At 72.6% G+C, this 19,478-nt stretch carries 19 protein-coding genes and 1 pseudogene; 8 read left to right on the plus strand and 12 right to left on the minus strand.

Annotated features, from left to right (window positions below):
- Positions 1 to 31: 31 nt before the first annotated feature.
- Positions 32 to 1,171 (minus strand): transcription termination factor Rho, encoded by a 1,140-nt coding sequence (gene rho, locus IE263_RS42385; RefSeq protein WP_189943462.1) that lies wholly within the window; start codon positions 1,169 to 1,171, stop codon positions 32 to 34.
- Between the two features lie 523 nt (positions 1,172 to 1,694).
- Here rho and IE263_RS42390 point away from each other — a divergent pair.
- Positions 1,695 to 2,603: a hypothetical protein gene (locus IE263_RS42390; protein WP_229911469.1), complete on the plus strand. Its 909-nt coding sequence runs from the start codon at positions 1,695 to 1,697 to the stop codon at positions 2,601 to 2,603.
- A gap of 34 nt (positions 2,604 to 2,637) precedes the next feature.
- Here the strand turns inward: IE263_RS42390 and IE263_RS42395 are convergent, their stop codons facing one another.
- The gene (locus tag IE263_RS42395) at positions 2,638 to 3,036 is read right to left on the minus strand and encodes a nuclear transport factor 2 family protein (protein ID WP_189943463.1); all 399 of its coding nucleotides are present in this window, start codon (positions 3,034 to 3,036) and stop codon (positions 2,638 to 2,640) included.
- 93 nt (positions 3,037 to 3,129) lie between these two features.
- Between IE263_RS42395 and IE263_RS42400 the strand changes: the two genes are divergently transcribed.
- Entirely contained in the window at positions 3,130 to 3,855 is a 726-nt protein-coding gene (locus IE263_RS42400) for a class I SAM-dependent methyltransferase (RefSeq protein WP_189943464.1), read from the plus strand.
- A gap of 54 nt (positions 3,856 to 3,909) precedes the next feature.
- Here the strand turns inward: IE263_RS42400 and IE263_RS42405 are convergent, their stop codons facing one another.
- From IE263_RS42405 to IE263_RS42435, 7 genes are all read right to left on the minus strand, one after another.
- Positions 3,910 to 4,743 carry an alpha/beta hydrolase gene (locus tag IE263_RS42405; protein ID WP_189943465.1) on the minus strand — a complete coding sequence of 278 codons (834 nt, stop codon included), beginning with the start codon at positions 4,741 to 4,743 and terminating at the stop codon, positions 3,910 to 3,912.
- 38 nt (positions 4,744 to 4,781) lie between these two features.
- Positions 4,782 to 5,564 (minus strand): GntR family transcriptional regulator, encoded by a 783-nt coding sequence (locus IE263_RS42410; protein ID WP_189943466.1) that lies wholly within the window; start codon positions 5,562 to 5,564, stop codon positions 4,782 to 4,784.
- 122 nt (positions 5,565 to 5,686) lie between these two features.
- Positions 5,687 to 6,853 carry a serine hydrolase domain-containing protein gene (locus IE263_RS42415; RefSeq protein WP_189943467.1) on the minus strand — a complete coding sequence of 389 codons (1,167 nt, stop codon included), beginning with the start codon at positions 6,851 to 6,853 and terminating at the stop codon, positions 5,687 to 5,689.
- A gap of 100 nt (positions 6,854 to 6,953) precedes the next feature.
- Entirely contained in the window at positions 6,954 to 7,922 is a 969-nt protein-coding gene (locus IE263_RS42420) for an acetylxylan esterase (protein WP_189943468.1), read from the minus strand.
- Positions 7,923 to 8,023: 101 nt separating this feature from the next.
- Positions 8,024 to 8,608 carry an Rv1733c family protein gene (locus IE263_RS42425; RefSeq protein ID WP_189943469.1) on the minus strand — a complete coding sequence of 195 codons (585 nt, stop codon included), beginning with the start codon at positions 8,606 to 8,608 and terminating at the stop codon, positions 8,024 to 8,026.
- A 246-nt stretch (positions 8,609 to 8,854) separates the two neighbouring features.
- On the minus strand, positions 8,855 to 9,646 hold the full coding sequence (locus IE263_RS42430) for a ferredoxin reductase (RefSeq protein ID WP_189943470.1): 792 nt from the start codon (positions 9,644 to 9,646) through the stop codon (positions 8,855 to 8,857).
- Positions 9,639 to 10,244 (minus strand): sulfite oxidase-like oxidoreductase, encoded by a 606-nt coding sequence (locus tag IE263_RS42435; RefSeq protein ID WP_189943471.1) that lies wholly within the window; start codon positions 10,242 to 10,244, stop codon positions 9,639 to 9,641. The genes IE263_RS42430 and IE263_RS42435 overlap by 8 nt, the downstream gene beginning before the upstream one ends.
- Positions 10,245 to 10,444: 200 nt before the next feature.
- On the opposite strand from IE263_RS42435, the pseudogene IE263_RS42440 reads away from it, so the two are divergent.
- The 4 genes and pseudogenes from IE263_RS42440 to IE263_RS42455 form a co-directional block, all read left to right on the plus strand.
- Positions 10,445 to 10,687: pseudogene (locus IE263_RS42440) on the plus strand (alcohol dehydrogenase catalytic domain-containing protein); the annotation flags it as partial.
- A gap of 365 nt (positions 10,688 to 11,052) precedes the next feature.
- Positions 11,053 to 11,793 (plus strand): GNAT family N-acetyltransferase, encoded by a 741-nt coding sequence (locus tag IE263_RS42445; RefSeq protein WP_189943472.1) that lies wholly within the window; start codon positions 11,053 to 11,055, stop codon positions 11,791 to 11,793.
- Positions 11,794 to 11,860: 67 nt separating this feature from the next.
- Positions 11,861 to 12,418 carry a hypothetical protein gene (locus IE263_RS42450; RefSeq protein ID WP_189943473.1) on the plus strand — a complete coding sequence of 186 codons (558 nt, stop codon included), beginning with the start codon at positions 11,861 to 11,863 and terminating at the stop codon, positions 12,416 to 12,418.
- A gap of 208 nt (positions 12,419 to 12,626) precedes the next feature.
- Complete coding sequence (locus IE263_RS42455) at positions 12,627 to 13,469, plus strand: putative protein N(5)-glutamine methyltransferase (protein WP_189943474.1); 843 nt, start codon at positions 12,627 to 12,629, stop codon at positions 13,467 to 13,469.
- A 3-nt stretch (positions 13,470 to 13,472) separates the two neighbouring features.
- On the opposite strand, the gene IE263_RS42460 is transcribed toward IE263_RS42455, so the two are convergent.
- The 3 genes from IE263_RS42460 to IE263_RS42470 form a co-directional block, all read right to left on the minus strand.
- Positions 13,473 to 14,144, minus strand: a complete 672-nt coding sequence (locus IE263_RS42460; protein WP_189943475.1) for a DUF5666 domain-containing protein — start codon at positions 14,142 to 14,144, stop codon at positions 13,473 to 13,475.
- Positions 14,145 to 14,376: 232 nt separating this feature from the next.
- The gene (locus tag IE263_RS42465; RefSeq protein WP_189943476.1) at positions 14,377 to 15,531 is read right to left on the minus strand and encodes a hypothetical protein; all 1,155 of its coding nucleotides are present in this window, start codon (positions 15,529 to 15,531) and stop codon (positions 14,377 to 14,379) included.
- Positions 15,532 to 15,731: 200 nt separating this feature from the next.
- A complete protein-coding gene (locus tag IE263_RS42470) occupies positions 15,732 to 17,792 on the minus strand; it encodes a SpoIIE family protein phosphatase (protein WP_189943477.1) in 2,061 nt (686 codons plus the stop codon).
- A 241-nt stretch (positions 17,793 to 18,033) separates the two neighbouring features.
- Here IE263_RS42470 and IE263_RS42475 point away from each other — a divergent pair, with 241 nt between their 5' ends.
- Positions 18,034 to 18,927 carry a hypothetical protein gene (locus IE263_RS42475; RefSeq protein ID WP_189943478.1) on the plus strand — a complete coding sequence of 298 codons (894 nt, stop codon included), beginning with the start codon at positions 18,034 to 18,036 and terminating at the stop codon, positions 18,925 to 18,927.
- Between the two features lie 115 nt (positions 18,928 to 19,042).
- On the plus strand, positions 19,043 to 19,411 hold the full coding sequence (locus IE263_RS42480) for a hypothetical protein (RefSeq protein WP_189943479.1): 369 nt from the start codon (positions 19,043 to 19,045) through the stop codon (positions 19,409 to 19,411).
- The last annotated feature ends 67 nt before the right edge of the window (positions 19,412 to 19,478 follow it).

The following is a 19,478-nucleotide window of genomic DNA, read 5'->3' on the forward strand; positions in this document are numbered from 1 at the left end:
AGCGGGGCCGGGGTCCTCCCGCGGCGGTGATCTAGGCCGCCGGCAGCGTCGGCTGGATGCGGCGCAGGAACGTCGCGTTGTCCGGCGTCTCCCGCATCCGTTCCAGGAGCGTCTCGAGGTTCGCCTGGCCGTCGCGGGTCTGCAGTGCGCGGCGCAGTCCGCGCAGGGTGGTCAATTCGCCGGAGGAGAGGAGGAGTTCCTCGCGGCGGGTGCCGGAGGCGTTGATGTCGACGGCGGGGAAGAGGCGGCGGGAGGCCGGTTCCCGGTCGAGGCGGAGCTCCATGTTGCCGGTGCTCTTCAGCTCCTCGAAGAAGAAGTCGTCGGCGCGCGAGCCGGTGTCGACGAGTGCGGTGGCGAGGATGGTCAGCGAGCCACCCTCCTCGGCCGCCCGGGCGGCCCCGAAGAACCGCTTGGGGCCGATGAGCGCGGTCGCGTCGACACCGCCGCTGAGGGTGCGGCCCCCGGCGGCGGCCGTGTTGTTGTGGGCCCGGCACAGCCGGGTCAGCGAGTCGAGCAGGATCACGACGTCCTCGCCCGCCTCGACGAGCCGCTTGGCCCGCTCGACGACGAGTTCGGCGAGGGCGATGTGCTGCTTGGGCGCCCGGTCGAAGGTCGAGGCGTACACCTCGCCGCGCACGGAGCGCCGCATGTCGGTGACCTCCTCGGGGCGCTCGTCGAGCAGCACCACCATCAGCCGGGCATCGGGATGGTTGCCCGCGACGGCGGCGGCGATCTGCTGGAGCAGGACGGTCTTGCCCGTCTTGGGCGGGGCGACGATCAGCCCGCGCTGGCCCTTGCCGACGGGCGCGAGCAGGTCGATGACGCGTCCGGCGAGGCCGGCCGCCGGGTGTTCGAGCCGCAGCCGCTCGTGCGGGTGCAGGGGTGTGAGGTCGCGGAAGTGCCGGCGCTCGCGCAGTTCCTGTGGCGTACGGCCGTTGACGCGCGCCACGTCGGTCAGTGCGCGCTGCCCGCCGCGCATCCCTTCGACGAAGTCGCCCTTGCGCAGGCCGAGCCGGCGGATCAGCGCGGGCGGGACCTGGAGGTCGGTGGGGGAGGGCAGGCAGTGCGCGGCCCGCAGGTGCCCCTTCCCGTTGCCGTCGATGTCGAGGACACCGGTGACGAGCTGGGCCGGGGACTGCTGGACAGGGGGGTGTTCGAGAGTGGTGGTCATGGTGGTCGGTCCTTTCGAGGACGGAAGGCATGAGGCATGCGAGGGAAGGGGGAGGCCGCGAGGCGGAGGGACGGTGTGTGCGCGTCCTCCGGCGGCGGAGAGCATCACCTCGGGCGGAGCGGAACCGCAGGTCACAAGGTGTGCGGGAGAGCCGGCGCACCGGCCGGAAGCGGCGGGTGGCCCAGCGGACTGAAGAGAGAACAGCACCGGCGCCCACAGCGGGGCGTACACACGTGCTGACCGGAGCGTAGCACTCGGGATGTGGCCGTGGCCATGGGACGGGGGCACGGCACTTCTTGAGGGGGGAACGCCGGAGCGGCCTTGCCTATTCCTGTGCGCCTGTTCCTGTGCGCCTGTTCCTGTGCGCTTGTTCCTGGCGCCTGTTCCTGTTCCATGACCGGCATGCCCTGGTTCCGGCATTGGTCCGGACCGCGGTGTCTTCGGTCGGCACCAGATGTCCCCAGACCATAACGATCCTGGACGTCAAGGGACTTGACCACCAACGCTGCACTATCTTCACGTCATGTCCACGCCGCCCAAGCCCTCGCAGCAGCCCGAGCAGCCGTCCGAGGCGTCGGCGCAGCCGAGTGCGTATCCGTATCCGAATCCGCAGTCGCCCGGTCCGGGCGGGACGGGGAGCTTCCCCCCGTCGGCGCCCGCGCCGGCACCGGGCCCGCAGAACTTCTACGCACAACCGACCCTGGCCGGTCAGCCCGGCCAACCTCCGGTCGGCCATCCGTACGCCCAGCAGTCCGCGTATCCCTCCGTGGTCGGTCCTTCGTCCGGCGGTACCGGCGGTGGTGCCGGCGGCGCCGGACGCGCGGTCCTGTGGGCCGCTGTCGGAGCGGTCGTCGCGTCCGCCGCGTGGGCGGCCGGCGTCTTCCTGATCGGCGCCGCCGGGGACGCGGACCTGCGCGGCTACACGGCGCCGGCGAACCTCTGCTCCGACACGGACTACTCGTCCTTCCGGACGGAGTACCCGGACGACGACGGCTCGCCGACGCACACCTCCCTGAAGGACAGCGCCCTCGACGAGAGTTACTGCAGCATCGGCCTGAAGAAGACCGGGTCGAGCTACGCGGACGCCTACCTTTCGACCCAGGTGGACCTGCACAAGAAGACGGACCCCGGGCCGGAGTTCACGGCCACGTGGAAGAACTACGCCGAGAACCACTCCGGCTACGACGTGGAGACCGTCGAGGGCCTGGGCGACGAGGCCTATCTGGTCAGCGAGGACACCACCGGCGGCTCCTCCAGCGGTTCCCTCTACGCCACCCTCGCCGTCCGGGACGGCTGGATGACGTACACGATGAGCTACAGCGTCTATCTGTCCTCGTACGACGAGGACGAGGAGGACCCGCCGGAGCTCGACGACGTGACCGACTGGATGAAGTCGGACAGCAGGGCCACGCTGGAGGCGCTCAAGGGCTGACGTCCGGTGGCGGGCTCGTGGTGAGGCCCCTGTCTCACCCGGCCCGTCCCTCCGCCTCCTTCACGATCTCCTCGAACTGCGCCCCCATCGCCGCGGCCAGCGCCTGCGCACCCGACAACGGCCTCACCATCACCGTCAGTTCGTCGATGAGGCCGTTGTCGTCGACGTGGATGAAGTCGCACCCGTTCAGTTCCCGCTCGCCCACCCGGGTCCGGAAGACCAGCGCGTGGTCACGGCCGTCCGCCCCGGTGAGCTCACGCTCGTACCGCAAGTCCTCGAAGACCCGGAAGACACCCCGCAGGATCGCCGCGGTGATCGCCTTGCCCGCGTACGGCTTGAACACGACCGGGCTGGTGAACACCACGTCCTCGGCCAGCAGGGCCTCGACGGCGGCCAGGTCCCCGGCCTCGACCGCCTCACGGAACGCGCGCATCGGACCGCCCCTCTCAGCACTCAATTATTTGACTAGGTGCAGATGAGAATAGGTGCCTGTCGGCAGGGTGTCCACAGGGATAGGCTGACGCCGATGTTCAGCCCCGAAGGTCCCACGCTGCGCGAACTCGCCGTCCAGGCGCTGTCGTCCGTCGAGCACGGCTACGACCTGCTCGCGCCGAAGTTCGACCACACGCCCTTCCGCACCCCCGACTCCGTCCTGGCCGCGGTGACCTCGGCCCTGCGCCGGACGGGCCCCTGCGACGACGGACTCGACCTGTGCTGCGGCACCGGCGCCGGCGTCGACGTGCTGGCGACCGTGTGCCGGCGCAGTGTCACCGGGGTCGACTTCAGCGCGGGCATGCTCGACGTGGCCCGCCGGCGCGCGCACCCGGCGGGCCCGCGGGTGTCCTGGGTGCGCGCGGACGCCCGTGCGCTGCCGTTCACGGCCGCCTTCGACCTCGTCGTCAGCTTCGGCGCGTTCGGGCACTTCCTGCCCCGCGAGCTCCCGGGGCTCTTCACGCAGGTGCACGGGGCGCTGCGGCCTGGCGGCCGGTTCGCGTTCCCGGTGCTCGCCCCGCCCCGCCCCGCCTCCCGGGCCTTCTGGATGCTGCTCGGCTTCGACGCCGTGATGCGGGTGCGCAACGCCCTGTGGCGGCCGCCGTTCGTGATGTACTACCGCGCGTTCCGGCTCAGCGAGGTGCGCCGGGAACTGGAGCGCGCCGGATTCCGCGTGGATCTCCAGGCCCTGCCCGAGTTCGGGACCAGGAGCGACGGAAGCCCACGCGTCCGGATGGTCGAGGCGCGACGAGTGCGCTGACCGACGAGACTCCGACCGGCCGGACCCTGACCGACGAGCTCCGGCCGACAGGGATCAGACGAAGCGCCGTACGAACGACAGGGCCGTGTCCGCGACCTCCTGCCAGCCGTGGTCGATGGTCAGGGCGTGGCCGCGGTCCTTCATCTCGACGATCTCGGTGATCCCCGGGTTGTGCTGCTGCTTCTTGAACGAGGCGTGGGAGAGCGCCCACGGCACCGTGTGGTCCTTCTCGCCCGAGATGATCAGCAGGGGGCCGCGGTCCGGGTTCTCGGTGTCGACCTTGGCCTCCGTCCACGGGTTGAGGTTCGCGGTCGCCGCCTGGAACAGCGGTGCGCCCGGCGCGGGCACGGCGAACGTCTCGTACAGCTCCCTGGCCTCCTCCTCGCCGACCGCGTTCGCGAAGGAGTAGCGGAACTGGTCGTAGGTGAGCGGCACGGCCCGGTTGCGGTTGGCCGGGTTGGTCAGCACGGGCGCCGCCGCGCGCAGCGAGGAGATCGGCAGCGGCAGCACACCCCGGAACGGCGCCGGGTCGATCGCGACCGAGGCGGCGGACAGGCCGCGGCCGGCGAGGATCTGCGTGAGGAGTCCGCCGAAGGAGTGGCCGATGATCGCAGGCTTGCGTGTGAGGGAGCCGATCAGCTCCTGGAGGTGGTCGGCGACCTGCCCGACCGTCTTGCCCGCGAAGACCTCCGGGTGCTCCTTCGCCTCCTCGACGGTCTCCGGGTCGTCCGGCCAGGACAGGGGGACCGGGGCATAGCCGGCCTGCTCGAAGTAGGTCGCCCAGCGGTCCCAGCTGCTCGGCAGGAGCCACAGGCCGTGGACGAAGACGACCGGGGTGCGGTCGGTGGCGTTGGCCGCCTCGATCTGCTGCGCGTCATGCGTCGTCATGGCCCGATCCTGACAGCGGACGCGGGCCGCGAAGCGACTCAGAGCGCACGACTGTGGACCCACCGTGCAGAGTCCCGGCCGGCGTGCGGCTCTTCCGTCGCGGGGAGTGTGAACGCGTAGACCAGTTCCTCCTGTTGGGCGTCCATGGCCAGGTCGGTGATCTCCAGCGGCCGTGCGTACTGGTCGTGCACGCGCCGCGTCACCCGCAGCGAGCGCGTGTCGTCGTGGAGGGTGAGGGAGTCCCGGTGGTGCAGGGTCAGTCCCGCCCGGCGCATCCAGTCGTAGGCGCGGCGCAGTCGGGGGGATCCGGTGGTGTCGGCGCGGGAGTGGTAGCGGGCGAGTTCCTCGACCTCCGTCAGGGCCACCGCGGAGAACGACGTCACGGCCACGCGCAGACCGCGTCCGTCGGCCGCGGCGGACTCGTACCGGTGGACCAGCGTCGGCCGGTGCGGCGCGAGCCCCAGCGCCTCGGCGTGCTCGGGCGGGGGAGGCTCCCAGCTCAGCGTGGCCTGCTCCACCGCCGACGGGTCGTCCGCCGCCCGGGCGCCCACGGGAAAGGCGAGGAAGGTGGCCGGGGCGGCGACCGGCGTGCCCGGCAGGACGGCGTGGCTGCCGCGCCGGTCGGTTTCGACCAGTCCGTCCCGGCGCAGCACCTCCAGCGCCTGCCGGACGGTCACCCGGCTGACCCCGAAGTGCTCCGCCAACTGCCGCTCTCCGGGCAGGCGTTCGCCGGGCGGGATGGTGCCGTCGCGCAGTTCGCCGAGCAACTCCTTCGCTATCCGCCGGTACATGGGATGGTCGTGGGGGATGGTGCGGGCCATGCCGCGCGCCTCCTGGTGACGTGCCGTGCGGGCTTGTGCGCCACCAGATCTAGCATTGGTCTAAACCACCAGGGAAGAGCGGGCGGCCCGATCGGCCGAAACCGGACCGCCCCGCGGCCCCCTCACACCGCGCTGTACACGGCCTCCACCAGCGCCATCTTGCGCGGGTCGTCCGCGATGTGCGGCCCCATGCGGTTCATCACGTACCCCATCGACACCCCGGCCTCCGGGTCGGCGAGACCGCACGAGCCGCCGAAGCCGTCGTGTCCGAAGGCCCGCGGATTGGGCCCGTAGGAGCCGTTCGGGCCGCTGAGCCACAGGCCGAGCCCGAGCTCCGTCTCGCGCGCGAGGCCGGCGCCCAGCACCAGGTCCCGACAGCGGCCCTGCCCCTCACGCACCCGCTCGGCCGCCTGGGCGGACAGGATGCGCCGGCCGCCGTAGGAACCCCGGCCGGCGAGGACGCCGTACAGCGCGGCGACGGCCCGCGCGGTGGCGTGGCCGTTCGCGGCGGGGATCTCTGCGGCCCGCCAGCCGGGCGAGTTGGCCTCATCGGCGCCCGCCAGGGGGTTGGCCAGCGCGGCGATGGCCGCGGGCGCCAACTGGCTGAAGATCGCGGCCTGTTCACTGCTCGACGCGGCCGGCGGACGCACCAGCTCGGCCGCCCGCCCGGCCTCCTTCTCCGGCAGGCCGAGGCGGAAGTCGATGCCGAGCGGGCCCGTCACCTCCCGCTCCAGGAAGGCGCCGGGCAGCAGCCCCGAGACGCGCCGGACGACCTCTCCGACCAGGAAGCCGTACGTGAACGCGTGATAGCCGGACCGTGTGCCCGGCTCCCACCAGGGCTCCGTCGCCGCGAGACGCGCGGTCGTCAGCTCCCAGTCGTAGAGCTGCTCCAGCGTGTGCGGCTCGCGCAGCCCGGACAGTCCCGCGCGGTGCGAGAGCAGATGCCGGACGAGGATCCGTTCCTTGCCCGCCGCGGCGAACTCGGGCCAGTAAGCGGCCACCGGAGCGTCGAGGTCGAGCAGCCCCCGGTCGGCCAGGATGTGCGCGCACAGCGCCGTCGGCCCCTTCGACGTCGACCACACGTTGACCAGAGTCTCCCGCTCCCACGCGCGCGTGCGCGCCTGGTCGGCCCAGCCGCCCCACAGGTCGGCCACGGTCACGCCGTCGACCGTGACGGTCACCGCGGCGCCGAGCTCGCCCCGCTCCCGGAAGTTCTCCTCGAACGCGGCGCGCACCGCCGCGAACCGCGCGTCGCAGTGACCGTGAACCTGTGGCACGTGCTCGGACATGGGCCCTCCGTGATCCGCCGGGACCCCGGGCCGCGACGGCGCGGTCCGGGCTCCCTGAACGTACCGACTGGTCGGACTGGAGGGAAGGATGTGGGCTGCCTCAGGCGTGCGACCGCAGCCAGCGCAGCTTGGCCGCCTCGTGGTACGGGCCGCCGCCCTCGTGGTCGTTGAAGTCGTACACCTCGATCGCCTTGTCCTCGTGCGCCCACGCGTTGAAGGCGGCGAACACGGTCGACGGCGGGCAGGTCTGGTCCTCCAGGGCCACCGAGAAGAGGGCGGGAGCCGAGCCGCGCGAGGCGAAGTGCACGCCGTCGAAGTACGACAGGGTGCGCAGCGCGTCCTGGGTGCGGCCGCGGTGCGTCTTGAGGAACAGGCCTATCTCGCGGTACGGGTGACGGTCCGTCAGCGTCGCCGCGCGCGGGAAGTCGCACAGGAACGGCACGTCCGGGGCGATCGCCACCAGGTCCGGCACCAGGCCGCCCACGGCGATCGTGATGCCGCCGCCCTGGCTCGAGCCGATCGCCGCCGTCCGCGCCGCGTCGGTCAGCGGATGCGAGCGGGCCGCCTCGACGGCGCGCACGGCGTCGGTGAAGACCCGGCGGTAGTAGTAGTGCTCGGGGGCGTCGATGCCCCGCGTCATGAAACCGGGGTACGCCGGCGCGCCGCCCACCGGGTCGGCGGTCGCGCCGCCGCCACCCCAGGCGCTGCCCTGGCCGCGGGTGTCCATGATGAAGTGCGCCCGGCCCGTCGACGCCCACAGCAGGTGTTCGTGCGGCAGACCGCGGCCGCCGCCGTAGCCGACGAACTCCACCACCAGTGGCAGCGGTTCCTCGGCCGCGGCGGGCAGCGTCAGCCAGGCCTTCACGGGGTGACCGCCGAACCCGGAGAACGTCACGTCGTACACCTGCACGGTCGCGAGCCCCGTGTCGACCGGCTCGAAGCGCGCGTCCAGGTCGTGCTCGCGGGCCTCCTGGAGGGTCTTGGACCAGAACGCGTCGAAGTCCTCCGGCTCGGTGGACGCGCTGCGGTATTCGTGGAGCTCCTCGAGGGACAGGTCGAACAGGGCCATGAACAACCGCCTTTTGTTAAGTGGCCGTACGAATGATCACACGGTACGTGGGGGGTGGGAGCGCCCGCCAGACCCCGTTCAGGCCATGGACGCGGGGGAGCTCACGCGCGGCGCCCGCTCCACTCCGGGCCCGTCCGCGCCCACTCCCGGTCCCACTCGGCGAGGCGGTGCCGCATCGCCACCCGGCGGACCACCGCGTGCCCGAGCAGCACCGTGACGGCCGCGCCGCCCGCCGAGGAGACGCCCATGGTGACGGTGTGCTGCCACACCGCCGTGCCGTCCGCCGGCGGGCCGACGCTCCGCCCCCGTGCGTCGAACCACACGTCGACCACATCGCCCTGGTGCGTACCGGCCGCGACCCGTGCGGTGGCCGTCCGCGTGCCCTGCCCCGGCTCCGTCCAGCGCACGGCCACCCGGTACCAGTCATCCTGGCCGCCGTGCACCGTCGGCAGGGCGTCCGGCGGCCGGCCCACGACCTCGGCCCGCACGCGCTGCCGCTCCGCCCGCTGCTCGGCCGCCATCGCCCGCGCGTCGTCGTGGGCCCACCGGCCCACCAGGGCACCCGTCAGGGGCGCGCCCACCAGCAGCAGCACGGCGACCACCAGCGCCGTCCACGCCGCCACGACGTCCGACCGGCGCCGCAGAGGATTGCGCCGCCAGCGCCAGCCGCGCACCCGGGTTCGCATGTCGACCTCCTCGCCGTCACGCGGACGAGTGCCCACATGGAGGAAATACCCCCGTTCGGGTGAGAACGTGCCATCTGGAAGCGGGCGGTGAGCGGCGCCCGTCGGTGGCGCAGGGCGACGACCGGCGACGGAGGGCGGCGAACGGTGGCGCAGAGCGCCGACCGGCGACGGAGGGCGGCGAACGGTGGCGCAGAGCGCCGACCGGCGACGGAGGGCGGCGAACGGTGGCGCAGGGCGGCGAACGGGTCAGCCGAAGCGCTCGATGCGGATCCGGTCCACCGGCTGCCCCGCCTCGACCAGCAGCCGCGACGCGTGCTCGGCGAACCCGTTGGATCCGCACACGTACGCCTCCCAGCCGCCCGTCGGCCGCTCGGCGAGCAGCGGCGCCAGATGCGCGGCGGTCAGCCGGCCCACGGGCACGCCCGCGGGCGCGCTGCGGGTGAACACCGGCGTGGTCTCCGTGCCGTACTCGCGCGCGTAGATCAGCTCCTCCGGGCCCCGCGCGGACACCAGCAGCCGCAGCGGCACGGCAAGGCCCCGCGCCCGGTGGTGGCGCACCATCGACATCAGCGGGACGACCCCGGAACCGGCGCCGATCAGCAGCGCGGGCCGGTCGCCGGGCCAGGCGAAGAAGCCGCTGAGCGGGCCGCGTACCTCGACCTCGTCCCCGGGCTCGGCGACCGTGTGGAACCAGCCGGAGACCTCGCCGCCGGCCACGTGGTCCAGGGTCAGCTCGATGTGCCCGGAGTCGTCGGGTGCGGACGCGATCGAGTAGTGGCGCTGGGCCGTGTAGCCGTCCTGGGCGGTCAGCCGGAGCATCAGGTGCTGCCCCGGCAGATGCCCCGCCCACGCGGGGACCGCCAACCGGAAGGTGGCCGCGTGCGGGGTCTCGCGGCGGATCTCGGTGAGCGTGGCCGTCTGCCACACCGTCGCCGTCCCGCTGCTGACGGCGATGCGCCCGGGCACGGCGAACCGGGTCGGGGGAGTGAAGGCCGTCGGGGGAGCGAAGGCCGTCTGGGAAGTGGAGGTCTCAGTCACCGGAGTACCTCTGCTCCTCCCAGGGGTTGCCCCGCGCGTGGTAGCCGTTCTGCTCCCAGAAGCCGGGCTCGTCGTGGTCGAGCAGACGCAGGCCCGCGATCCACTTCGCGCTCTTCCAGAAGTACAGATGGGGCACCAGCAGCCGCGCCGGGCCGCCGTGCTCGGGAGCGAGGGGCGCGCCGTCGTACGCGAAGGCGATCCAGGCGCGCCCGCCGGTCAGATCCGCGAGCGGCAGGTTGGTGGTGTACCCGGTGTGGGAGTAGGCGACGACATGGGTCGCGGCGGCCTGCGGCCGGACCTCGTCCAGGAAGGCGTCCAGCGACACGCCCCCGAACCGCACGCCGAACTTCGACCAGCTGGTCACGCAGTGGATGTCGCCCTCGTACGCGGAGGCGGGCAGCGCGTGCGCCTGCTCCCAGTCCCAGGTGCGCGGCCGCTCGACCAGCCCGTCGATCCGGAAGGTCCAGTCGGCGGGCGCGAGGTCGGGGGTGACCTCCGCGGACAGCACGGGCCAGTCGTCGCCCGCGTCGTACTGACCGGGCGGCAGCCCCGGGTTGTCGACGCGGGGGCGTCCGGTGAAGCCTCGGGTGACGTTCATGTGGGTCCAGCGTGAGCGTGACGATCGTTTACGCCGTCAACCGTACGGGGCCGCCGGCCGTGCTCTCCGCCGGGGCGGCCCCACGATCGTTAAGCCCGTATGAACTCTCCAGCGCCCCGGGAATAGCCGCCCGTCGCTCCCCCCTTGCAGCAGTCGTTGCGGACCCGGTGGTCCGGCGGCAGCGAAGGAAAGGGGAAGCAATGCCGAAGGCTGATGTCTTCACGCGGTACGGCGGTCCGGAGACCGAGGCGCTCATCGACGTGGACCGGCCCCGTCCCGGGCCCGGCCAGGTGCTCGTGGCGGTGCGCGCGGCGGGGGTGAACCCCGTCGACTGGAAGCTGCGCACGGGCTACCGACGCCCCGGCGAGACCGGGGAGCGCGTCTTCCCCTCGGTCCTCGGCAACGAGGTCGCGGGCGTCGTCGAGGAGACCGGCGAGGCCCTGCGCGAGATCGAGGACGGCCAGGCCCGGGGCAAGGTCGTGATCGAGATCGGAGCCGCGATATGAGCCACGCAGCACCCGGGCCCACGCCCACGCCGGCGTCCGGGCCGAGGCCCACGCCCGCGTCGGCGTCCGGGCTCGCTGCGGTGTCCGCGTCCCGGTCCGCGCCCGGTCCCGTGTCCGTGTCCCGGTCCGTGTCTGCTCCCGCGCCTGGGCACGCCGCCGCGTCCGGTCTCGCCTCCGCGTCCGGGTCCGCACCCGGGCCCGCGTCCCGGTCCGCGTCTGCCCCCGCCTCCGGGCCCGCGCCAGCTGCTGCTTCCGCGTCCGTGCCCGACCCCGCGTCCCAGTTCGCGTCTGCTTCCGCGTCCGTGCCCGACTCCGCGTCCGCCTCCGCGTCCCGGCACGTCCTCGACAACCCCGCCCTCGCCTCCCTCACCGGCCCGCACGCCCGGTTCGCCGAGCGTCGGGGTCGGGTGCTGCGCTATCCCGTCGACGTGTCTCCCTGGCTGGCCCTGCCCGACGAGCCGGACGCCCGCGACTGGGCGGATCTCGCGGCGCTCGCCGGGCCGGGAGCGGAGGTTGCGTTGCCCGGGTTCCGGGGGGAGGTCCCGTCGGACTGGGAGATCACCCTGCGCATCGAGGGCGTGCAGTTCGTGGACGACGGGCTGGCCGCCGCACCGGACCCGGAGGCGGTCCGCCTCGGTTCCGCCGACGTCCCCGAGATGCTCGACCTGGTCGCCCGCACCCAGCCCGGCCCCTTCGAGCCCCGCACCATTGAGCTCGGCACCTACCTCGGCATCCGCCGCGACGGCGCCCTCGTCGCCATGGCGGGCGAACGCCTTCACCCGCCCGGCTGGACCGAGATCAGCGCGGTCTGCACCGACCCCGCCGTCCGTGGCCAGGGCCTCGCCACCCGCCTGATCCTCGCCGTCGCCCACGGCATCCGCGCACGCGGCGAGATCCCCTTCCTCCACACCGGCGCCGCCAACACCAACGCCATCCGCCTCTACGAGTCGCTGGGCTTCCGCCTGCGCCGCAGGACGGCGTTCCTCGCGGCCCGCGTTCCGCAGCGGCTGGGGGAGGGGCGGGAGACGGTGTCGGTGGGGTGAAGTCCGACCCGGTCACGGCCGGAAAAAGCGGTTACCCGTAATGCCGCACGGTGCGAGACTGCCGGGCATGCCACGACCGGACCTCTCCGACCTCGACCACTTGCGGGAGATCGAGCGCCTCGCCCGGGCGGTCAGGGACGCGGCCGAGACCGAGGACTCGCTGACCTACGGAAGTGATCCGGAGGAGGCGACGCAGGTGCAGCGGGCCGTGAACGCCCTGGCCCGCGCACTGCGTCACCACCACTTCCCCGGCGACGGCTGCCTGCCCGATGAGGAGGACAGGCCCACCGTCCGCCTCGTGGGCGTGGTGGTCCTGCGCCCCTCTGTGATGCCCGCGGGAACGGAGGAGACGTACGAGGAGGCATGCGCACGCCTCGGGTTGGAACCCCGCGCCGAGGGCTGGGCGCTGTGGAACACCTGGGGCGACGGCGGCGCGCCGGTCACCTTGGCGGTCTCAGCGGTCGACACGACGGACGGACTCCTCGCGAACTGGGCGCGCGGCCGGGCCGTCTACCCGGTGACCCCGGTGCCCTCCCAGATCGCCGCTGTCCGGCAGGGCTGGACCGGTCCGATGACGTTCTCGCCGCTCGGCGTGGCGAAGCTCGGACTCATGGGGTTGCCGTAGTGGCGCATCAGGTCGCCACGGCCTCGGAGTCCGCCAGTTGGGGTAGGGTGGCGGCCGGCTGCGGAGGTCCCCAGCCGTGAGCGACCCGAGGGGGTGAGACCCATTACCGCAGTGTCAGGTCGGGTGCTCTCACCTCAGAACGGCGCGGAACGCCGCCGGTAGGCGACCGCGAGAGCGCCCTTCGGCTCCCGAAAGGCTCTCGGCTTCCATGCCCTCACTGTTCCCCTCATCCTCCTCCTCTCCCTTCCCTTTTCCTTCCTCCTCTCCCTCTTCCTCGTCCTCTCCTTCCCGTGACGCCGTCGTCGCCGCGCTGCGCGCCGCCGGGTGCGTCTTCGCCGAGGACGAGGCGGAGTTGATGCTCGCCACCGCCCGTACACCGGACGAGCTCGCCGCGATGGTGGAGCGCCGTGTGGCCGGTCTGCCCCTTGAACTCGTCGTCGGCTGGGCGGAGTTCCACGGACTGCGCGTCGTCGTCGAACCGGGCGTCTTCGTGCCCCGCCGCCGCACCGAGTTCCTCGTCACGCAGGCGCTCGCCCACGCCCCGCACGCGTCCGTCGTCGTGGACCTGTGCTGCGGCTCGGGCGCGGTCGGCGCGGCCCTGGCCGCAGCGCTCGGCCAAGTCGAGCTGCACGCCGCCGACATCGACCCGGCCGCGGTGCGCTGCGCCCGCCGCAATGTGTCCCCCCACGGCGGACACGTCCACGCGGGCGACCTGTTCGAGGCACTCCCCGGCCGGCTGCGCGGCCGTGTCGACATCCTGGCCGCCAACGTGCCGTACGTCCCCACCGGCGAGGTCCCCCTGCTGCCCGCAGAGGCACGTGACCACGAGCCCCTCACTGCCCTCGACGGAGGCGCCGACGGACTCGATGTGCTGCGCCGGGTCGCCGCCGGGGCGGCGCGGTGGCTCGCGCCCGGCGGCTGCCTCCTCGTCGAGACCAGCGAACGTCAGGCACCGGACGCCGTCGAGGCGTTCACCCGCGGCGGCCTGACGACCCGTCTGGCCGTGGACGAGGAGCTGTACGCCCACGTGGTGATCGGGACCAGGGGGTAGGAGTCAGGTCGTGGCGCCGCTGCCCGAGGGGCTGGGCGAGCGGTCGTCGCGGCCCCACGGCCCGTGCCCCGGGAAGCCGAACCGCCGGTCACCCGGGGCCTTGTCCTCGAACGTGCCGGACAGGACACGCTCGGCCGTCCGCGTGTCACCGGATCGGGACCCGGCGACGTACACGGTGTCGCCCTTCTTCAGGGCGTCCGCCCCGGAGGTGGAGTCGCCGTCGGCGAAGACCTTCGTGTCCTTGGTCACCGTCCATGTCCACGAGGTGCCGTCCTCACTCCTGACGGTCACCCGGTCGCCGTCGGTCTCCTCGACGGTGCCCCGCTGCCAGCTCCGGACGACCCACTCGCCGGTGTCCCGGTCCTTCACGGTCGCCTCGCCGTGCACGCCCTCGCCGCCGAAGCGTGACCACGGGCCGCCGCGGCCCTGCCGGTCGCCGGGCCCGTCCTGGGACGCCGAGGCCGACGGGGACGCGCCGGGCGCGGCGTCGGAGGAGCCTCCCGAGGTCGCGGCGTACGCGACGGTGCCGCCGAGCGCCAGCACGGCCACGGTCGTGGCCGCGATCACAGCGCGCCCGCGGGCCGACCGCCGCTGCCACAGCGCGCGCAGTGACGTGCGCTCCGGTTCCTCTCCGCCCGGGCCCGAGAGCACCTCGACCTCTTCCGGGTCGTCCATGACCCCTCACTCTCCTCAGCCTCGGGGGAACACGCCTTGCTGTGATTGTGTGAGGCGCCCGGTAAGGAACGGGTAATGGCCAGCTGTGAGTTTCTGTCCCACCGGTCCGGGCCGCGAAGACGTCGTTCCCCCGGGCCACGAGTGGGGCCAGGGGGGAACGACGTCACGCGGCGCCCCGCGTAAGCCGACTGTGTCGACAGAACTGTCCGGGGCTGTGCGCGGCTGCGCCCTTCTAGGCACAACCGGGCACTCTTCCGGTGCAGTTGCTCGGCTTGTTCAGGCTGACCCCGCCGCCCTTGAGCGTCACGACGGCCCCAGGCCAGTTGTGGATGCCGCCGCCTTGTCCGCTGGCACGGTTCCCCGAGACCGTCGTGCGGTCGAGCGTCAGCCGGGCGGTGTCCGTCCTCGGTTCCTGCTCGTTGTTGAGGCCGCCGCCGTTCCGGCCCGCCCGGTTCTTCAGGACCTGGCTGTCCCTCAGCGTCGCGGTGCCTTCGTTGTTGAGGGCGCCGGCGTCGTGTCCCGCCTGGTTGGAGACGAAGGAGGTGCGCTGGACGTCCACCGTCCCGTCCTCGCTGTTGGCCAGGCCGCCGCCTTCCATGGCGGCCCAGTTCTCGGTGATCGAGCTGTCCCTGATCGTGGCATGTCCGTAGGTGTTGATGCCGCCGCCGTCGTCCTCACGGGCCTCGTTGTTCGCGATGCGACTGCCCTCGACGATCAGCCTGCCCTCGTTGAGGATGCCGCCGCCGTCCTCGTCGGCGGTGTTGCCGGCCACCGTGGAGTTCGTGAGCCTGAGGGTGCCCGAGGCGTTGTTGTTGATGCCGCCGCCGTCGCCGATGAACCGCGGGGGGTTGCTGGCCACGTTCGTCAGGACGCGGCTGTTGACGAGGGTGGCGTGGCCGCCCTCGTTGGAGATGCCACCGCCCCTGCCGGTGGCGTAGTTGCCGGCGACCGTGCTGTGTTCCAACCGCAGCGTGCCCCTGTTCCTGATCCCGCCGCCGTTCCCCATGATGAGACCGCCCTCCACCGTGGTGCCCCGCAGGGTGAGGCTGCCTCCGGCGGCGACCGCGAGCAGGCGGAAACGCGAGGCCGCGTGGTGCGAGGAGCGGACCAGGGCCGAATCCTGACCCATGATGGTGACCTTGCCGGTGATGGCCGGCAGGGCGGTGCCCGAACCGTTGAAGTCGTGCGCGAAGCGGTACGTGCAGCGCTTCGCCAGCGTGATCACACCGCCGTGCGCGTTCGCCCGGCCCACGGCGGCGATGAGACCGGCGGCGTCACCACACGCGATGCTCGCGTTCGCCTTCTGGGCCACGGCCGGTGGCGCCGTCACCGCTACCCCGAGACTCGCCACCAGCGCGGACCCGGCCACCACGAGACACTTCTTCATGGGTGTTTCTTCCTCTCGGTTCAAACGAGCCCGCCCGCCTGCGCCTCCGTCAGCCGAAGAGGAGGTAAGGGAACCGCACCAGGGGCGCGCCGTGTCGACGCGACAGACCTAACACCTGCGCCCGGCGCATCCCCGCAGCTCCCGTTGGAAGTTCGCAATTCCATACGAACGGAGGTCATCAGGCCCCGCTGCTGGTGTGGTCACTCCCGCGCCCGGGCCACGAGCAGTGCCACGTCGTCGTGGTTGTCGGGGTGGTGCAGCGCGCGCAGGAGCAGGTCGCACATCTCCTCCAGCGGGCGCGTCGGGCCGTCGAGGAGGGCGAGCAGCGCGTCCAGGCGCTCGTCGAGGGAGTGACGGCGCGTCTCGACCAGGCCGTCCGTGTACAGCACGAGTTGGTCTCCGGGGGCGAAGTCGACGTCGGTCGTGGAGAACGCCACGCCACCCACGCCCAGCGGAGCTCCGGTGGGCAGATCGAGCAGCTCGGGCGGGTGGCCGGGACGTACCCGCGCGGGCGGCAGGTGCCCGGCGTTGGCGATGCGGCACCGGCCGAGACGGGGATCGTGGACGGCGTACACGCAGGTGGCGATGGAGTGGTCCAGGCCCGAGGTGATCCGGTCGAGGTGCTCCAGGAGCACCGCAGGGTCGAGGTTCAAGGAGGCCAGGGTGGTCGTCGCGGTGCGCAGCCGGCCCATGGTGGCGGCGGCGTCGATGCCGCTGCCCATGACATCGCCGACGACGAGCGCGGTCTTGCCGCCCTCCAGCGGGATGACGTCGAACCAGTCGCCGCCCACCTCGGTCGTGGCCCCCGCGGGCTGATAGCGGGAGGCCACCTCCAGGCCTCCGGTCACCGACGGATGGCTCGGCAGCAGGCTGCGCTGGAGGGTGAGCGCGGTGCTGCGGGCGTTCTGGTACCAGCGGGCGTTGTCGATCTGCACGGCCGCGCGGGCGGCCAGCTCGCGGGCGAGCAGCAGGTCGTCCCGGCCGAAGGGCACGGGGTTGCGGGTCCGTTTGAGGTCCAGGGCGCCCAGTACCTCGCCTCGGGCGATGAGCGGCACCGCCAGATACGAGTGGACGCCCGCCTGCTCCAGCAGCCCGGCCGCCTCCGAGGAGCGGGCGATGCGTGCCAGGTCCTCGTCCTTGACCTGCGTCACCATGACCGGCCGGCCGGTGCGCACGCACTCGGTCACGAGGCGGTCGGGCGCGTAGCGGGTGATCTGGCCGGGCGGATCGGCCGCATCGAGCCCGTCCGGCCCGTCGGCGGCCCGGACCGCCAGCGCGCGGATCACGGCCGGTTCGGCGGGCCCGAGGCTGCTGCGCCGGCCCGCGACCACCGCGTCGAGCAGGTCCACCGTGGCCACGTCGGCCAGCTCCGGCACGGCGACGTCGGCCAGTTCCCGGGCGGTCTGTTCGAGGTCCAGGGTGGTCCCGATCCGGGCGGAGGCGTCAGCGACCAGGGCCAGGCGGCGACGCGCGGCCTCGGTCTCGACGCTCGCCCGGTACTGGTCGGTGACGTCGAGGACGGAGAAGGCCACGCCCAGCACGGTGCCGCGCGAGTCTTCCAGGCGGTACAGCGAGAGCGACCACGCGTGGTCCTCGTGGGGGTCGGCGGGCGTGCGTCCGACGGTGGACCGGTCGAGGATCGGCACACCGGTCCGCAGCACCTCCCGGGCCGCTGACTCGAGGGCCTCCGTGTCCAGCATGGGAAGCACCTCGTGGATCCTCCGGCCCACGTGCTCCTCCGCGGGAACGCCGTTGATCAGCTCCAGCGCGGGATTGACCGTGACGTACCGCAGCCGGGTGTCCAGGACGGCGAAGCCGATGGGGGACTGGGTGACCATCCGCGTCGACAGGGCCACGTCCCGCTCCAGCCGGCGCACCGTCGACTGGTCGGCGGCCAGGCCCAGGGCGTAGATGTCGCCCTGGTCGTCCTCGAGCCGCATGTTGCGGAACTCCACCAGCCGTGTTCTGCCGTCCTTGCACCGGATGGGGAACGCGCCCGCCCAGCTGCGGCCGGTGGCCATGACGTCCGTGAACAGCTTCACGACCAGGTCGAAGTGCCGCTCGTGGACCATCACATGCGCCGCGTACCGCCCCAGCGCCTCCCGCGCCGAGTAGCCGAACAGCTCCTCGGCCTGCGGGCTCCACAGCACGATGCGGCCCTCGGTGTCGAGCACCACCGAGGCCACGTTCAGCACGTCCAGCAGCCCGCTGGGCCCTGTCGGACCGCCGCCCTCGGCCGCGGTCGTCCCGACTGCACTCATGCCACGCTTCGCCTCCGAAGGTCGACGCGGCACGCCGTCCCCCGTGCCGACTCCCCCTGTTCTCTCGCGCACAACCGTCTTCTCCCACGCCTGGGGCCCGTCTTCCATGCTCCTCCAGTACGGCGCTGCCCGCCGTTCTCCTCACGGTCCGCGCCCGTCCATGGAATTGGTCTGTACATGACCACCGAAGTTGGCCACACTGTCGGCCGAGCGCGCACCCACCCCCCGACCGAGGAGATCCATGCCCCTGCGCCCTGCCCGGCGACGCCGTCACGTGGTCCGTACCGTCCGCGCCGCCCTGGTCGCGCTGGCCACCGCGACCGTCGCCGCCCTCAGCGCCGCCCCGCCCGCCGCGGCCGCCGACACCTGGACGGAGGTCGGCTCCGACCGCGCCGACCCGCTGACCGAGAGCCAGGGCCTGACCTCGGTCGAGGTCCCGGTGAACAGCGCCAACCGCTACACGGGCATCGGCACCATCCCTCTCGGCGTGAGCACCCGCGGCTGGAACCACGTCGGCGACCCCGACGCCTCCTACGACGGCTACTACGTCGAGCCCTACCAGCGGGACTCGGGCACCTCGAAGATGTTCCGGGTGCAGGCACCCGGCGGTGCCTGGTCGGAGTACGTCCACGCGCTCAGCTCCGGCGAGGCCCTCAACAACTCCTGGGTGGCGATCGCGCCCGGCGGTCAGTGGATGCTGTCGGGTGAGTGGGGCACCATGACCCGGCTGCTCGTCTTCCCGACCCCCGGCGTCAACCCGAGCACCTCGCCCTCGGCGAACCTGCCGCAGGCCTCCACTGTCCGCCTCGACCGCGCCGTACGCGACGTCCAGGGCTGCGACTTCACCGGCCCGACCACCCTCCTGTGCTCCTCCGACGACCCCGCGGGCACCCTGTTCGGCATCACCAAGCCCCTCCTGCGGATCGACCTGTCCGCCGAGCCGAACGGCACCTCCGACGTGACCGGCCACGTCACCGCCCTGCGCCAGCTCCCGCTGCGCAGCTCCTGCTCGGGCACCTTCGAGACGGAGGGCATCGACTACGACCGCCGTACCGGAACCCTGCGGGTGATCGTCATCTCGCCCGGCTTCTGTGTGCTGACGGACAGCAAGACGTACCGCTTCACGCGGAGCTGATTCCGCGCTGATCCTGTCGCTGGTCCCGCCCGGAAAGTGGTGCTTTTCTTGGGATGTGGCGCGGTTCGCGGGGAACCCGCGGTACCGCGCCACCGCCATGAGAGGAGCGATCACGATGGACCGTGAGCGACCGCACGAGGAGTCCGTCTCCGTCGAGATCAGCGGATGCAGCAAGGAGGACGCCCGGATCGTGTTCGACGCGCTGTGCACGTGCTTCGAGTCCGACCGCTGCGCCGAGGACGTGCCCGAGCAGCTCCACGAGACCCGCCCGATGGTGTGGCTCGGCACCTTCGAGGTCACCGACGCCCACGCGTGCCCGCCTCCCGCCCGGCTCTCGTCCTCCGTCGAGGCCGACGCGCAGGGTGGCTACTGGGCGATCGACCGGCTCCGCAAGACGCTGGACTCGCTGTTCGCGGTGCGCGACCTCTCTTCGGCCTCCGGGGACCAGGAGAAGGAACTGCACGTCCTGCTCGAAAGCCGGTGACCTGCGGCACAGACCCTCCCGCTCATTGTGCAACTAGTTGCATAATCCGTGCGCGGCCTCTAGAACT

The organism is Streptomyces aurantiogriseus, from assembly GCF_014649375.1.
Taxonomy (GTDB): domain Bacteria; phylum Actinomycetota; class Actinomycetes; order Streptomycetales; family Streptomycetaceae; genus Streptomyces; species Streptomyces aurantiogriseus.

What these genes read in the sequence shown, in the direction of transcription:
- rho (WP_189943462.1), bottom strand. Translation starts at nt 1,171, where the DNA reads ATGACCACCACTCTCGAACACCCCCCTGTCCAGCAGTCCCCGGCCCAG.
- IE263_RS42390 (WP_229911469.1), top strand. Translation starts at nt 1,695, where the DNA reads ATGTCCACGCCGCCCAAGCCCTCGCAGCAGCCCGAGCAGCCGTCCGAG.
- IE263_RS42395 (WP_189943463.1), bottom strand. Translation starts at nt 3,036, where the DNA reads ATGCGCGCGTTCCGTGAGGCGGTCGAGGCCGGGGACCTGGCCGCCGTC.
- IE263_RS42400 (WP_189943464.1), top strand. Translation starts at nt 3,130, where the DNA reads ATGTTCAGCCCCGAAGGTCCCACGCTGCGCGAACTCGCCGTCCAGGCG.
- IE263_RS42405 (WP_189943465.1), bottom strand. Translation starts at nt 4,743, where the DNA reads ATGACGACGCATGACGCGCAGCAGATCGAGGCGGCCAACGCCACCGAC.
- IE263_RS42410 (WP_189943466.1), bottom strand. Translation starts at nt 5,564, where the DNA reads ATGGCCCGCACCATCCCCCACGACCATCCCATGTACCGGCGGATAGCG.
- IE263_RS42415 (WP_189943467.1), bottom strand. Translation starts at nt 6,853, where the DNA reads ATGTCCGAGCACGTGCCACAGGTTCACGGTCACTGCGACGCGCGGTTC.
- IE263_RS42420 (WP_189943468.1), bottom strand. Translation starts at nt 7,922, where the DNA reads ATGGCCCTGTTCGACCTGTCCCTCGAGGAGCTCCACGAATACCGCAGC.
- IE263_RS42425 (WP_189943469.1), bottom strand. Translation starts at nt 8,608, where the DNA reads ATGCGAACCCGGGTGCGCGGCTGGCGCTGGCGGCGCAATCCTCTGCGG.
- IE263_RS42435 (WP_189943471.1), bottom strand. Translation starts at nt 10,244, where the DNA reads ATGAACGTCACCCGAGGCTTCACCGGACGCCCCCGCGTCGACAACCCG.
- IE263_RS42450 (WP_189943473.1), top strand. Translation starts at nt 11,861, where the DNA reads ATGCCACGACCGGACCTCTCCGACCTCGACCACTTGCGGGAGATCGAG.
- IE263_RS42455 (WP_189943474.1), top strand. Translation starts at nt 12,627, where the DNA reads ATGCCCTCACTGTTCCCCTCATCCTCCTCCTCTCCCTTCCCTTTTCCT.
- IE263_RS42460 (WP_189943475.1), bottom strand. Translation starts at nt 14,144, where the DNA reads ATGGACGACCCGGAAGAGGTCGAGGTGCTCTCGGGCCCGGGCGGAGAG.
- IE263_RS42465 (WP_189943476.1), bottom strand. Translation starts at nt 15,531, where the DNA reads ATGAAGAAGTGTCTCGTGGTGGCCGGGTCCGCGCTGGTGGCGAGTCTC.
- IE263_RS42470 (WP_189943477.1), bottom strand. Translation starts at nt 17,792, where the DNA reads ATGAGTGCAGTCGGGACGACCGCGGCCGAGGGCGGCGGTCCGACAGGG.
- IE263_RS42475 (WP_189943478.1), top strand. Translation starts at nt 18,034, where the DNA reads ATGCCCCTGCGCCCTGCCCGGCGACGCCGTCACGTGGTCCGTACCGTC.
- IE263_RS42480 (WP_189943479.1), top strand. Translation starts at nt 19,043, where the DNA reads ATGGACCGTGAGCGACCGCACGAGGAGTCCGTCTCCGTCGAGATCAGC.